Source organism: Bosea sp. 29B (assembly GCF_902506165.1).
Lineage (GTDB): Bacteria > Pseudomonadota > Alphaproteobacteria > Rhizobiales > Beijerinckiaceae > Allobosea.
This window is the reverse complement of record NZ_LR733817.1, coordinates 5,484,703-5,497,942: the sequence shown is the minus strand read 5'-3', so window position 1 is coordinate 5,497,942 and position 13,240 is coordinate 5,484,703. Positions and strand designations below refer to the sequence as shown.

The 13,240-nt window shown below is 67.8% G+C and carries 9 protein-coding genes; 7 read left to right on the top strand and 2 right to left on the bottom strand.

The annotated features are described in order from the left end of the window. The first annotated feature begins 1 nt into the window (after nt 1). The 5 genes from GV161_RS26555 (at nt 2) to GV161_RS26535 (ending at nt 5,457) form a co-directional block, all read left to right on the top strand. Complete coding sequence (locus tag GV161_RS26555; protein ID WP_152014865.1) at nt 2-964, top strand: Gfo/Idh/MocA family oxidoreductase; 963 nt, start codon at nt 2-4, stop codon at nt 962-964. 60 nt (nt 965-1,024) lie between these two features. Next, a complete protein-coding gene (locus GV161_RS26550) occupies nt 1,025-1,591 on the top strand; it encodes an ImmA/IrrE family metallo-endopeptidase (protein ID WP_152014864.1) in 567 nt (188 codons plus the stop codon). Nucleotides 1,592-1,655: 64 nt separating this feature from the next. Then, nucleotides 1,656-2,846 (top strand): aminotransferase class I/II-fold pyridoxal phosphate-dependent enzyme, encoded by a 1,191-nt coding sequence (locus GV161_RS26545; protein ID WP_152014863.1) that lies wholly within the window; start codon nt 1,656-1,658, stop codon nt 2,844-2,846. A 59-nt stretch (nt 2,847-2,905) separates the two neighbouring features. After that, complete coding sequence (locus tag GV161_RS26540; RefSeq protein ID WP_159650432.1) at nt 2,906-5,158, top strand: mechanosensitive ion channel family protein; 2,253 nt, start codon at nt 2,906-2,908, stop codon at nt 5,156-5,158. Nucleotides 5,159-5,166: 8 nt separating this feature from the next. Continuing rightward, entirely contained in the window at nt 5,167-5,457 is a 291-nt protein-coding gene (locus tag GV161_RS26535) for a hypothetical protein (RefSeq protein WP_152014861.1), read from the top strand. Nucleotides 5,458-5,469: 12 nt separating this feature from the next. Here the strand turns inward: GV161_RS26535 and GV161_RS26530 are convergent, their stop codons facing one another. Both GV161_RS26530 and GV161_RS26525 read right to left on the bottom strand, forming a co-directional pair. Next, nucleotides 5,470-5,835 carry a hypothetical protein gene (locus GV161_RS26530; RefSeq protein ID WP_152014860.1) on the bottom strand — a complete coding sequence of 122 codons (366 nt, stop codon included), beginning with the start codon at nt 5,833-5,835 and terminating at the stop codon, nt 5,470-5,472. Nucleotides 5,836-5,889: 54 nt separating this feature from the next. Further along, on the bottom strand, nt 5,890-8,661 hold the full coding sequence (locus tag GV161_RS26525; protein ID WP_152014859.1) for a ribonuclease E/G: 2,772 nt from the start codon (nt 8,659-8,661) through the stop codon (nt 5,890-5,892). Between the two features lie 694 nt (nt 8,662-9,355). On the opposite strand from GV161_RS26525, the gene GV161_RS26520 reads away from it, so the two are divergent. After that, nucleotides 9,356-10,567 carry an N-acetylmuramoyl-L-alanine amidase gene (locus GV161_RS26520; protein WP_159650429.1) on the top strand — a complete coding sequence of 404 codons (1,212 nt, stop codon included), beginning with the start codon at nt 9,356-9,358 and terminating at the stop codon, nt 10,565-10,567. Between the two features lie 155 nt (nt 10,568-10,722). Further along, nucleotides 10,723-13,170, top strand: a complete 2,448-nt coding sequence (locus tag GV161_RS26515) for a penicillin-binding protein 1A (protein ID WP_152014857.1) — start codon at nt 10,723-10,725, stop codon at nt 13,168-13,170. Nucleotides 13,171-13,240 lie beyond the last annotated feature (70 nt).

Here is a 13,240-nt window from a genome sequence, read left to right as displayed (position 1 = left end):
CATGTCCGCACCCGTTTCCATCGGCCTGATCGGCGCCGGTATCATGGGCGAGCGCATGCTGCGCGCGATCCTGGCGCAATCACCCGAGCTGGTGCGTGCCGCCGGGATCTGGGACCCGTCCAGCGAGGCGACGGCGCGGATCGGTAGCGAGCTGCCGCAGGTCGCGCAGAAGCCCGATGCGGCGTCCGTCATCGCGGAGAGCGACTGCGTCTACATCGCCTCGCCGCCGGCCTCCCATCTCGGCCATGCCCGGGCCGCGCTCGCGGCCGGCAAGAGCGTGTTCTGCGAGAAGCCGCTCGCGATCGACGTTGCCGACTCCCGTGCCTTCGTCGCCGAGGCAGGCGGGCGCGGGGCGGTCAACTTCCCCTTCGCCTCCTCGCCCGCGGTCGCGCAATTGCAGGACTGGGTGGGCGGCGTCGGAAGCAATCGGCGGATCGCGATCGAGGTCGCCTTCGCGAGCTGGCCGCGCTCCTGGCAGGCCGATGCGGCCGGCTGGCTCGACCGGCGCGAGCAGGGCGGCTTCACCCGCGAGGTCGTCTCGCATTTCCTCTTCCTCAGCCGCCGACTGGGCGGGGTGCTTCACGGCCTGCAGGCGAGCGCCTCCTTTCCGGAGGCGGGCAAGTCTGAACGCCGGATCGAGGCGCGCCTGATGGCGGGCGACATCCCGGTGACGTTGACCGGCAGCGTCGGCACGACGCCAAAGGACGACCACAACATCTGGATGTTGGAAGGCGAGGGCGGCGCGATCCGGCTCTGCGACTGGTCGCTGGCCGAGCAGCGCCAGCCGGACGGCTCCTGGCAGCGGGCTCCGGACGCGCTGACGCAGCTCGAGGCGCGTCCGATCGCATTGAAGCGGCAGATCGAGGGTGTGGCGAAGCTGGCGCGCGGCGAGCCGCATCAGCTGGCGGCGCTGGAAGAAGCGCTGAATGTCCAGGAGATCGTCGAGGCGATCCTGGCAAGCTGACGCCTTCATTGAGGCGACATGGCCGGAGGTCTATGATCGGCGGGCTCAGGAGGCCTGCCGATGCGCCATGCCTTCCTCACCGACGCCCAGATCGACGCCCGCGCCCTGGCGCATCGGCGTGGGCTCGGCTTCCGCGACGACGAGGCCGTCGAGGTCGCGGTGCTGCTGGCCAGGCTCAAGGCGCGCTATCCGGAGTTCTCCCATGAGCGCGTACCCGACGGCTCTCTCGGCGAGGCCGAGGCACAATGGGATTCACAAGCCAGGCGGCTGCTGATTCCGGATGCGGTGTTCCAGGCCGCCGAACGCGGCGAGGGCAGGGCGCTGATGACGGTTGCGCACGAGGTCGGCCACGCCCTGCTCGGCCATGAGGGCAATCTGAACCGGGGGCCGGCCGGCGGTCGGGCCGAGCGGGTCTCAGCCAGGCTGCGCTCGATGGAGTATCAGGCGCGGCGTTATGCGGCCGCCTTCCTGATTCCGGACACGCCGGCGGTGCGCCGGCTCGACGCGACCGCGTTGAGCGAGCGCTACCGGGTCAGCATGAGCGCCGCGATCGTGCGCCATAGCGAGCTGAGATCCGGTGAGAGCGCACGGGCCCTGTCTTCGCGGCAAGGCTCACTCGACCTCTGAGCCGCTTGCGGTCGGCGCGCCCGCAGGGCATGGCTCGGGCAACGTGACTGCTATCGAGGACGCCATGACCATCGCCGCTACCGGCCTGCCGCCGGCGCCGAAGCCCGCTCAACGCGCGCAGGGCGTCTCGCCCTTCATCGTCATGGATGTGATGAATGCCGCCGAGGCGATCGAGCGGCGCGGCGGCTCGGTCGTGCACATGGAGGTCGGGCAGCCTTCGGCGGCGACGCCGGCCAGCATCCGGGCTGCCGCGGCAAGGGCGCTGGAGGATGGCCGGATCGGCTATACCCAGGCGCTCGGCATCGGCTCGCTCCGGGCCCGGATCGCGCGGCACTATCGCGATACCTACGGCGTCGAGGTGCCGGCCGAGCGCGTCGTGGTGACGACCGGTTCGTCCGGCGGCTTCATCCTTTCCTTCCTCGCCTGCTTCGAGCCGGGTGCGCGCATCGCGATCACCGCGCCGGGCTATCCGGCCTATCGCAACATCCTGATCGCGCTCGGGCTCGAGCCGGTCGCGATCCCGGTCGGGCCGGAGACGCGCTATGCGCTGACACCGGAGCTGATCGCCAAAGCACATGCCGAAAAGCCGCTCGCCGGCGTGCTGACGATGAGCCCGGCCAACCCGACCGGCGTGGTGATGACGCCCGAGGCGATCGCTGCGGTGGCCGCCGAGTGCCGGCGGCTCGGGCTCTGGTACATCTCCGACGAAATCTATCACGGCCTGACCTATGAGCGGCCGGCGACGACGGCGCTTGCCGCCGATCCCGACGCGATCATCGTCAACTCCTTCTCCAAATATTACTGCATGACCGGTTGGCGTGTCGGCTGGCTGGTGGTGCCGGAGCGGCTGGTACGGGTGATCGAGCGGCTGCAGCAGAATTTCTCGATCTCGGTGCCGATGCTGAGCCAGGTCGCCGGCGAGGCGGCCTTTGACGCCAGCGAGGAATGCGAGGCGATCAAGGCCGGCTATGCACAGAACCGCGCCTATCTGCTGAAGGCGTTGCCGGAGATCGGGCTGGGCGATTTCCTGCCGGTCGACGGCGCTTTCTACATCTATCTCGACATCGGCAGATATTCGAACGATTCCATGAGTTTCTGCCGCGACGCTCTCGAGAATGCCGGCGTCGCGATCACGCCGGGGCTCGATTTCGACGAGGGGCGGGGGGCGCGCACGGTCAGGCTCTCCTTCGCCGGTTCGCTGGCCGAATGCGAGGAGGCGGTGGCGCGGCTCGGGCGTTGGCTCAAGGCGCGCTGAAGCGAGCGCTTGCCAAAGGCGACGTGGCGGACTCAATCTCATCCGGCTGGGGGCAGGACATGGTCGCAATGCGGAACTGGCTGAAGGCCATGGCGTGGTGCGGGGCGGCGCTGCTGGCTGGCGTCGTCGCAGGCCCGGTCGCGGCGCAGCACGCCAAAACGGACGCCGCGCCCGTTCTGACGCTGCGTGGCGACGAGACGCCCGAGACGGTGCGCAAGCTTGTCGATGCCCTGTCGGCCGGTGGACGCAAGGTCGAGATCAGGATCGCCGGCAAGGATGAGATCAAATCCCCGGTCGCGCCGGCTGCTGCGGCAACGGGCCTCGGTGCTGCGCCGCCAGCCAGTGCTCCTGCGGCAGACGAGACTCCAGCCGAAGCATTCCTGGACCACTTCGTCGATGGAGTGTCGACCGGTCTTGGGGCGGTGCCGCGCCTTACTCAACTGCCGGAGGCCTGGCGTCTCGCCTGGGCGCAGAACCGCAATGGCGCGAGCGGAGTTCCTGCCGGTTGGCGGCTCGCCATGGGCCTTATGCTCGCGCTCGCCGTCGCCGGGCTGTTCCGGCTCGCGACGGCAGGCTGGTTCGCGCGCCGGCTGCGGCCGGAGGGACCAGAATTCACGCCGCGCCTGATCGCTTCCTCCTTCGGTTTCTTGCAGGACTTGATGACGCTAGGGCTTTGCCTTGGTGTGCTGCACGCGGTTCGCACGATGTGGCTGCCGGAGACCGACCTTGCTCATATGGTGCTGCGCACGATCGCCAACGGCATCGCGATCGGCGCAGGGCACCTGATCCTCGGGCGTTTCCTGCTCTCGCCAGGGGCGCCGGAGCGCCGGATCATGCCGCTGCCGCGGGCCGAGCGGGCTTTCAACTTCCTGGCCTTCTACGGCATCGTCATGCCGATCGTGCTCACTGCGACCGTCTCGATCCAGCATGCCGCCGGCCCCGGAGCTGTCGTCGGGCTGTTCGCGCTGGTCGGGGTCGCTACGACCTTGTTCAAGGCCTGGTGGTTCATCGATGCGCGGCACGACCTGGCGGCGCTCATCCTTGGTTCGGCCCACGCGCCTGGGCCAGCGCGCCGCGCGATCGCCCTGACGACGGGCTGGCTCTATGCTGCGCTCGCCGTTCTGATCTGGATGGTCGGGAATGCAGCCTCGATGATGGAGGGTGGGGAACGCTGGGCGGCCGCCGCTGCGTTGACGCAATTCATCATCGTGCTGGCGCCGATCCTGGCGGTCGGAATCACCAGCCTGATGGCCTGCCGGCAGGCGCATGCGGCGGCTATGGGCGAGACGGCGCCGCTCTCGCTCGCGGTCGGTCATGCGCTGCGGGCCGCAGCCGGCGGCGCGATCTGGGCCGGCGGCTTCTATCTGCTGGCGCGGCTCTGGGCCGGCTTCCTCTTCGGCGTCAGCTCGGACCAGTTCGCGGTGCTGATGCGTCAGGCCGGCGGCGTCGCGATCCTCGCCTTCGGCGGCTGGGTGATCGTTGTCTTCCTGCGCAGCTTCTTCGACGCCTATACGCCGAAGCCCTCGATCAGCCTGCCGGGCGACGAGGATGCGGTTCCGCACGACCACGTGCCCTCACGGCTCGCAACCGTGCTGCCGGTGCTGCGCGGCGTGGTTCTCACCGCGGCCATCGGCCTGACCGCGCTGGTGCTGCTGTCGCGCCTCGGCGTCGATATCGGGCCGCTGCTCGCCGGCTTCGGCATCCTCGGCCTCGCCGTGTCCTTCGGCTCGCAGGCCTTGGTGCGCGACATCGTCTCGGGCTTCTTCTTCATGCTCGAGGACGCCTTCCGCGTCGGCGAATATGTCGATACCGGCCGGCTCAAGGGCACGGTCGAGAAGATCTCGCTGCGCTCGATGCAATTGCGGCACCAGAGCGGGCAGGTCCACACCGTGCCCTTCGGCCAGGTACAGTCGCTGACCAATGCCAGCCGCGATTGGGCGACGGTGAAGTTCAACGTCCGCCTCGACCACTCCGCGGACATCGAGAAGGCGCGCAAGACGATCAAGAAGATCGGCCTCGCCCTACTGGAGGATCCCGAATACGGGCCGCATTTCATCTCCCAACTCAAGATGCAGGGCGTCGCCGACATCACCGATGCGGCCATCGTGATCAGGCTGAAGTTCACCGCCAAGCCGAACCAGGCCTCGATGCTGCAGCGCGAGGCGCTGAAGCGGGTCTATCGCGGCTTGATCGAGGCCGAGGTGCCGTTCGCCTCCAACGCGGTCACCGTGAAAGAAGGAGGCGGCAAGAGCGCTGCCGCGGCGATCGCGACCGTGCCGCCGCCGACGCCGTTCGCGCCGGCCGCCGAGTGAGGCGACGCATGCGCGGTGTCGCGCGATCGGGATATGTGGCGCTGTCCCTGGCGGCGATCATGGCCGCGGGCACCGCAATGGTGCAGGCGCAGTCGGGCGATGAGCTGATCGCAAGCTATCCCGCGCTCAACAGTACCTGTCGTGGCGGGTCTGGAGATGATCCTCGCACGCAAAAAGCCTGCGCTGAGCGGGATCGTGTCGTCGCCGGATTGCAGCAGGCCGGCTATTGCTATGGTCGCCGCGGACAGATCGGCGCGCAGATGAGCTGGCATCGCTGCGGGGCGGACTCGCTACGATAGGGCGCTGCTCGGCTACTGTCCGAATTCCAGAATAAGGAAGAAGCCGAAGCCGACCAGGGCCAGAAGTGCGCCCATGCCGGCGGCGAGGTGGGCGGCCGAGAGCTGACCCTGCCATTCATGGCGCCGATCGGCGCGCTCGGCGTCATGTTCGCGGCCATGCTTGCCGAACTGGCTGGCATAGAGGTCGGGCGTCATCTGCGGGCCGACAGGCAGATTGCCCTCGAGCTCGTAGCGCACCGCGACGAAAAGGGTGAACAGGCCGATGAGGCCGACGCCGAGCCAGCCGATTGCCTGCTGGGCGAGGACGGCCAAGCCGATCAGGCCGGCGCAGGCGAGGGCCGCGATCACGAAACGTTCGGGGCTTCGCGGTGGCCGCATATCCTCTCCGCCTAAGAAAAAGGCCGCCGCGATCGCTCGCGACGGCCCGGATGTTTACTTGCGTCCGGCCAGCTTGTTCCACCAGCCGCCGCGCTTCGGCCGATCCGGATCCGGCGGCGTCAGCACGACCGCGACCGGCTCCTCGACGACCCGTGGAGCAGGCGCCTCTTCAACCACCGGTTCGGGCGCCGGAGCGACAACGGCTTCAGGCGCTGCCGGCTCGGGAGCAGGCGCGACCTCAGCCGGGGTGGCGGCGACGCCGTCCTCGGTGATCGGCACGACCTTCTTGCGCGAGCGGCTGCGCTTGGGCTTTTCCGCCGGTTCGGCGACGCTCTCCGCCGCGCTCTCCACTGCCTTGGCAGCTTCCTTCGCAGCTTTCTTGGGGGCTTCGACGGTTTCAGACTCTACCTCTGCCTCTGCCTTCTTGGCACGGCCGCGGCGCGCCCGCTTCGGCTTGGCATCGGCCTCCGGTTCCGCAGCAGGCGCTTCGGTCACGGCCGGAGTTGCGTCCTCGGCGACAACCGCGACAGGAGCCGAAGCAGTGTTCTCGTCCTCGCCGGAGTCGTCTTCATCGCTTTCGGTCTGGTCGTCGCCCTCGGCAGCACCCTGCTGGTCCTGCCCGTCACGCTCGCCACCACGCCGGCGCCGCCGGCGCCGGCGCCGGCGCCGGCCGTCGCGACTCTCCTGGCTTTCGCCCTCGGCAGCGGCGCGCGGCTCAGCCGCGGTCTCACTTTCGGCCCCGCTTTCAATCTCGGCCTCGGCCTCAACCTCGACTTCGACGATGTCCTCGTCCTCGGGCTCGTCGATGATCGCTTCGGCGCGCATGCTGGAGACCGGCACGACGCGGTTCTCGTTGCCGACGAACTCGCCGCGCTCGACCTCGAAATAGCGAGTGCCGAGCAGGGCCGCATCAGCCGAGATGGTGATCGCGATGTTGAAGCGCTCTTCCAGGTCGCGCAGATGGGCGCGCTTCTGGTTGAGCACGTAGAGCGCGACCTCGGGCCGGGTGCGGACCTCGAGATTATGCGAGGCGCTCTTGATCAGCGCCTCTTCGAGGGCGCGCAGTATCTGCAGCGCGATCGACGGCGTCGAGCGGACGAGGCCGGCGCCGGCGCAGTGCGGGCACGGCACCGAGGAGCTCTCCAGCACGCCGGTGCGGATGCGCTGGCGCGACATCTCGAGCAAGCCGAAGGCGGAGATGCGGCCGACCTGGATGCGGGCCCGGTCGTTCTTCAGGCACTCCTTCAGCTTCTTCTCGACCGCGCGGTTGTTGCGGTTCTCCTCCATGTCGATGAAATCGATCACGATGAGGCCGGCAAGGTCGCGCAGGCGCAACTGGCGCGAGATTTCCTCGGCCGCTTCGAGATTGGTCTTGAGGGCGGTGTCCTCGATGTTGTGCTCGCGGGTCGAGCGCCCGGAGTTGATGTCGATCGCGACCAGCGCCTCGGTCTGGTTGATGACGATGTAGCCGCCCGACTTCAGGGTCACCGTGTTCGAGAACATCGCGTCGAGCTGGCTCTCGACGCCGAAGGCGGCGAAGAGCGGGGTCTGCTCGCGATAGGGCTTCACGCTCTTGGCATGGCTCGGCATGAGCATGCGCATGAAGTCCTTGGCCTCGCGATAGGCGCTCTCGCCGGCGACGTGAACCTCGTCGATGTCCTTGTTGTAGAGGTCGCGGATCGAGCGCTTGACGAGGTTGCCCTCCTCATAGACCAGAGCCGGAGCGACCGAGCCGAGCGTCAATTCGCGCACGCTCTCCCACATCCGCATCAGATATTCGTAGTCGCGCCTGATCTCCGGCTTGGTGCGGGACGCGCCGGCGGTGCGCAGGATAATGCCCATCCCCTCCGGCACCTCCAGTTCCTGGGCGATCTCCTTGAGGCGCTTGCGGTCCTCGGCATTGGTGATCTTGCGCGAGATGCCGCCGCCCTTGCCGGTGTTCGGCATCAGCACGGAATAGCGGCCGGCGAGCGAAAGGTAGGTGGTGAGGGCGGCGCCCTTGTTGCCGCGCTCTTCCTTGACGACCTGAACCAGGATGATCTGGCGGCGCTTGATCACCTCCTGGATCTTGTACTGGCGGCGCAGGTTGCGCGGGCGCTCAGGCATGTCGTCGAGGGCGTCGCCGCCGCCGAGATGCTCTGGCTCTTCCTGGGCTTCGTCGCCGCCGTTCTCCTCGGCGTCCTCGTCGTCCTGCGACGGGCGGCGTGCTTCAGCCGCGTCGTCGCCGTCCTCGGAGGCGGGCGCCTCGGCGGTGGTTTCGAAGGTCAGCGGCGCGGAATTCTCGGCCGCGTCCTCGTTGGCGGATTCGGCGATCTCGGGCGCGAAGCTCTCGCCGAAGGCGGGGGCGCCTTCGTTGACCATGGCCGCTTCCTTGCCGTTGGTCTCGACCAGGTCGCCGGGCTGGGCGGCGCCGGCCTCGACCTCGGCGCTGACGGTCTCGCCGCTTTCGGCAGAGCGCTTGGGCCGGTTGTCACGATCGCGGCGGCCGCGGCGGCCACGGCGCTCGCGCTTCTCCTCGTCGCGTTCTTCCTCGCGCTCGGCGCGCGCTTCCTCGGCGAGCAGGGCCTGCCGGTCGGCGACCGGGATCTGGTAGTAGTCGGGATGGATCTCGGAGAAGGCGAGGAAGCCATGGCGGTTGCCGCCATATTCGACGAACGCGGCCTGGAGCGAAGGCTCCACCCGCGTCACCTTCGCCAGATAGATATTGCCGCGGAGCGGCTTGCGGCTGGCTGATTCGAAATCAAACTCTTCGATACGCGAGCCACGGGACACCACGACCCGGGTCTCTTCCGGGTGGGTGGCGTCGATGAGCATCTTGTTGGCCATGGGACAATTCCATTGGCGCGGCGGCCTTGGCAATCCGCCGGGCTGCGGACGTCAATCCGCGGCCGCGGGCAGGGGCACCGCGCGTTTGCCGGCTGAAGCCGGCCTGTTGCAGGGAGAGGAGTTCGGTCTGGGACGGACGACGGAAGCGGGCGGCGGAGCGGGCAATCAGCCCGTCGCCACCTGAGAGGTTTCGACGAAACACCGAAAAGGAGAACGGCGTCGTTTGCTCCGACATCTTACCTTTGACCTGCAGCGCGCCTCGAACGGGGCGCACCGCGTTGACACGCTCGTGGACAAGAAGACCGGCGCCGATTGCTGCCTGGCGCAAGCCCGTCCGCGGACGATTCCGTTGCTGGCTGCCTTCGCGCCGGCACGGATCGGGATGATCCGGTCGTTCGGCCAGTTCGCAGGGCGTCAGCGGGCCAGGGACCCGGTTTGCGCGCTGCGGTAGCCTTCGCGATGCAACCGTCTCCATTACAGACAGGCGATGCATTTTTGCAAGCGCGTTAACGGTGGGTGATCGGGCCGGCGCGGTTTCCGCTGCCGGCCGGCCATGGTAACGGGTTGTCAACGATTGGCGGCGCTATGGTTAAGGCTTGTTAAGCGTCGAACCAGCGAATCGAGGAGCTTCCTCCTGCTTCACCGGCTTCGCCTCTCCGCAAAGGGCGTCCCGCACCGCATCGCCATGCCGGCCTTGCGGCTTTTCGCATATGCGGTACTGCTCCTGTCATCGCTCTCTCTTGCACCCGCGAATTCGCCGGCACGTTCAGCCAGCGATCTTCCTGTTGGCACCGATGCGCGGCTCGAGGTCCATGGCGAGAATGTCCGGCTGACCATGGCGCTGTCCCGGCCGGTGAGCGCGAGCGCCACGGTCATGGCAGGGCCCGATCGCGTCATCGTCGAACTGCCCTCGATCAATTTCCAGGTCGAGCCGAAACAGGGGCGCAAGTCCGCAGGCTTCGTCTCCGGCTTCCGCTACGGCCTGTTCATGGCCGACCGATCCCGCATCATCCTCGATCTCGCCCAGCCGGCTACGGTGGCGAGCGTATCGGTCAAGCCGGTGCGCGGCGGCTTCGGCGAGCTGGTCGTCGAGCTGAAGCGGACGAGCCGCGAGGAGTTTGCCGCGCTCGCCCGCGAGGCGACGGCGAAGACGCAGCTGCCGAGCATCCCGGTCGAGCGCAAGGCCGAGGGCGATTCGCGCCGGATCGTGGTGATCGATCCCGGCCATGGCGGTATCGACCCCGGCACCCAGGTTGCGGCGATCGCCGAGAAGGCGGTGGTCCTCGCCTTCGGGCTGAAGCTGAAGGAACAGCTCGAGGCGCAGGGACGCTACCGGGTGATCATGACCCGCTCGGACGACACCTTCATCTCGCTGAACGACCGTGTCCGTATCGCACGCGGCGTCGAGGCCAGCCTCTTCATCTCGATCCACGCCGATTCGCTGGCGCAGGCTCAGGATGTGCGCGGTGCCACCGTCTACACCGGCTCGGAGCGCGCCAGCGATGCCGAGGCGGCGCGGCTGGCGGCCAAGGAAAACCAGGCCGATGCCGTCGCGGGCCTCGATTCGAGCGAGGACGTGCATGATGTCGCGGGCATCCTGATGGATCTTGCCAAGCGCGAGACCCGCAGCTTCTCGACGATCTTCGCGCGAAACCTGGTCGAAAGGCTCGGCGGCTCGGTGAAGATGCACAAGGTGCCGTTGCGTTCGGCAGGTTTTCGCGTATTGACCGCGCCTGACGTGCCGTCGGTGCTGATCGAGCTCGGCTACATGTCGAGCCCGAAGGATGCCGAGCTCCTGAATTCCGAGGGCTGGCGCACGCAGGCTTCCGCGGCCGTTCAGCAGGCGGTCGACCAGTATTTCGAGCGCCTGCAGGTGTCGGGCAAGGCTGCGCAAAGCAAGCCTTGACTGTTCGACGGTCGAAGATGGCGATTTGTGGTCGCAAAGCCACGGTTCCGCCATTTCTGCCGTGATATAGAAATGAGTTGAAGATCAGCCGGGCAGGTCGCTACGCCAAAGGGGGAGGGCGCCGATACTGCCGCTAGCCAGGGTCAAAATTCTCGATGCGGTTCATACTGCGCCTTTTCGGATGGGCGTTCGCCGTCGGTACGATCCTGTTTGTGATCGGCGTCGCGGGCGCGGCCGGCGTGATCTGGCACTACTCCAAGGACCTGCCCGATTCGGCGCAGTTGCGGAATTACGAGCCGCCGGTGATGAGTCGCGTCCACGCCGGCGACGGCAGCCTGATCGCCGAATTCGCTAGGGAACGGCGGCTCTATCTGCCGATCCAGGCGGTGCCGAAGCTGATCATCGACGCCTTCCTCTCGGCCGAGGACAAGAATTTCTATAAGCATTTCGGCGTCGACCCCGAGGGCCTGGCCCGCGCCGCGGTCTCGAATTTCCGCAATCGCGGTTCCGGCCGCCGGCCGCAGGGCGCCTCGACCATCACCCAGCAGGTGGCGAAGAACTTCCTGGTCGGCTCCGAGCAGAGCCTCGAGCGCAAGATTCGCGAGGCGCTGATCGCGCTGCGAATCGAGTCGACCTATTCGAAGGACAAGATCCTCGAGCTCTACCTCAACGAGATCTATCTCGGCGCGCCGGCTCCGGGACAGGGCAGTTACGGCGTCGCCGCCGCGGCGCTGAACTATTTCGGCAAGTCGGTGCACGAGCTCAACGCGCAGGAGGCGGCCTATCTCGCCGCCCTGCCTAAGGCGCCGACCGACCTGCACCCGTTCCGCAACCGCGAGCGCGCGATCGAGCGCCGCAACTACGTGCTCGACCGCATGGCCGAGAACGGCTTCCTCAAGCGGCCCGATGCCGATGCTGCGAAGAAGCAGCCGCTCGGCGTCAACCCGCGCACGGTCTCGCCGAACCAGATCGCCGCCGGCTATTTCGCCGAGGAAATCCGGCGCGAGTTGCAGGACCGCTATGGCGAGAAGAAGCTGCTCGAAGGCGGCCTCTCGGTGCGCGCCACGGTCGATCCCAAGATGCAGCTGATGGCGCGCAAGGCGCTGGTCGACGGTCTCGTGCGCTTCGACGAGGCGCGCGGCTGGCGTGGCCCGATCCAGAAGATCGACGCTGCGAGCCGCGAATGGGGCCTCGCCATCGCCGAGCTGCCGGTGCTCGGCGACGTCAAGCCCTGGCGCCTGGCTGTCGTGCTCGACGCCAGCGGCGACAGTGCTCGCCTCGGCCTCCAGCCGGTCCGCGAAGCCTCCGGCCAGCTCCGTCCGGAGCGCGAGACGGTGACGCTCGGGCCGGACGGCATCCGCTGGACGCGGCGCACCCGCGTCTCGCAGGCGGTCTCGGCTGGCGACGTGGTCTATGTCGAGCCGATCGATGGCAAGCCGGGCCAGGTGCGCCTGCGCCAGATGCCCGAGGTCAACGGCGCGATCACCGTGATGGACCCGTTCTCGGGCCGCGTGCTCGCCATGGTCGGCGGCTTCTCGCATGACCAGTCCGAGTTCAACCGCGCGACGCAGGCGCTGCGCCAGCCGGGCTCGTCCTTCAAGCCCTTCGTCTACGCGACCGCGCTCGACAACGGTTACACCCCGTCCAGCATCGTGCTCGACGCGCCGATCGAGGTCGACCAGGGCGGTGGTCTCGGCATGTGGACGCCGAGCAATTACGACGGCAAGTTTACCGGCCCGCGCACGCTGCGCTACGGCATCCAGTTCTCGAAGAACCTGATGACGGTGCGTCTCGCCAAGGATGTCGGGATGCCGCTGATCGCGGAATATGCCCGCCGCTTCGGCATCTATGACGACATGCTGCCGGTGCTCTCGATGTCGCTCGGCGCCGGCGAGACGACGGTCATGCGCATGACTGCGGCCTATTCGATGCTGGCGAACGGCGGCAAGCGCATCCGGCCGACGCTGATCGACCGCATCCAGGACCGCTGGGGCGCGACGATCTTCAAGCACGACCAGCGCACCTGCGAAGGCTGCGAGGCCGAGAAGTGGAGCAACCAGCGTGAGCCGCGCCTGATCGACAATCGCGAGCAGGTCCTCGATCCGCTGACCGCCTACCAGATGGTCTCGATGCTCGAAGGCGTCGTCAATGCCGGCACCGCGACGGTGGTCAAGTCGGTCGGCAAGCCGCTCGCCGGCAAGACCGGCACGACCAACGACGCCAAGGACGTCTGGTTCGTCGGCTTCTCGCCGGACCTCGCCGTCGGCGTCTATATGGGCTTCGACAAGCCGAAGTCGCTTGGCAACTCGGCGACCGCCGGCCAGTACGCCGCACCGATCTTCCGCGACTTCATGACCGTCGCGCTGAAGGACAAGCCGGCGACGCCGTTCCGCGTGCCACCCGGCATCAAGCTGATCCGCGTCGATCCCCGTACCGGCATGCGTGCCGGCGGCGAAGGCGGCATCCTCGAAGCGTTCAAGCCGGGCACGGCGCCGCCGGACAGCTATTCGGTGATCGGCGCTTCCGACGGCACTGGCGGGGCGGTGAGCGTTGCGCCGGCTGGCGGTCGTTCGGTCGGCTCCGGTACGGGCGGTCTCTACTAGAGACCGCTTCTTCCAGTGTGGAGCGCGAGCGCCGAAGGCGATTCCCACGCTTGCGCTTCGGTTTTCGAGA

Excerpts from the sequence above, each read along its gene's own strand:
- GV161_RS26555 (WP_152014865.1), top strand. The coding sequence starts at position 2 with ATGTCCGCACCCGTTTCCATCGGCCTGATCGGCGCCGGTATCATGGGC.
- GV161_RS26550 (WP_152014864.1), top strand. The coding sequence starts at position 1,025 with ATGCGCCATGCCTTCCTCACCGACGCCCAGATCGACGCCCGCGCCCTG.
- GV161_RS26545 (WP_152014863.1), top strand. The coding sequence starts at position 1,656 with ATGACCATCGCCGCTACCGGCCTGCCGCCGGCGCCGAAGCCCGCTCAA.
- GV161_RS26540 (WP_159650432.1), top strand. The coding sequence starts at position 2,906 with ATGGTCGCAATGCGGAACTGGCTGAAGGCCATGGCGTGGTGCGGGGCG.
- GV161_RS26535 (WP_152014861.1), top strand. The coding sequence starts at position 5,167 with ATGCGCGGTGTCGCGCGATCGGGATATGTGGCGCTGTCCCTGGCGGCG.
- GV161_RS26530 (WP_152014860.1), bottom strand. The coding sequence starts at position 5,835 with ATGCGGCCACCGCGAAGCCCCGAACGTTTCGTGATCGCGGCCCTCGCC.
- GV161_RS26525 (WP_152014859.1), bottom strand. The coding sequence starts at position 8,661 with ATGGCCAACAAGATGCTCATCGACGCCACCCACCCGGAAGAGACCCGG.
- GV161_RS26515 (WP_152014857.1), top strand. The coding sequence starts at position 10,723 with ATGCGGTTCATACTGCGCCTTTTCGGATGGGCGTTCGCCGTCGGTACG.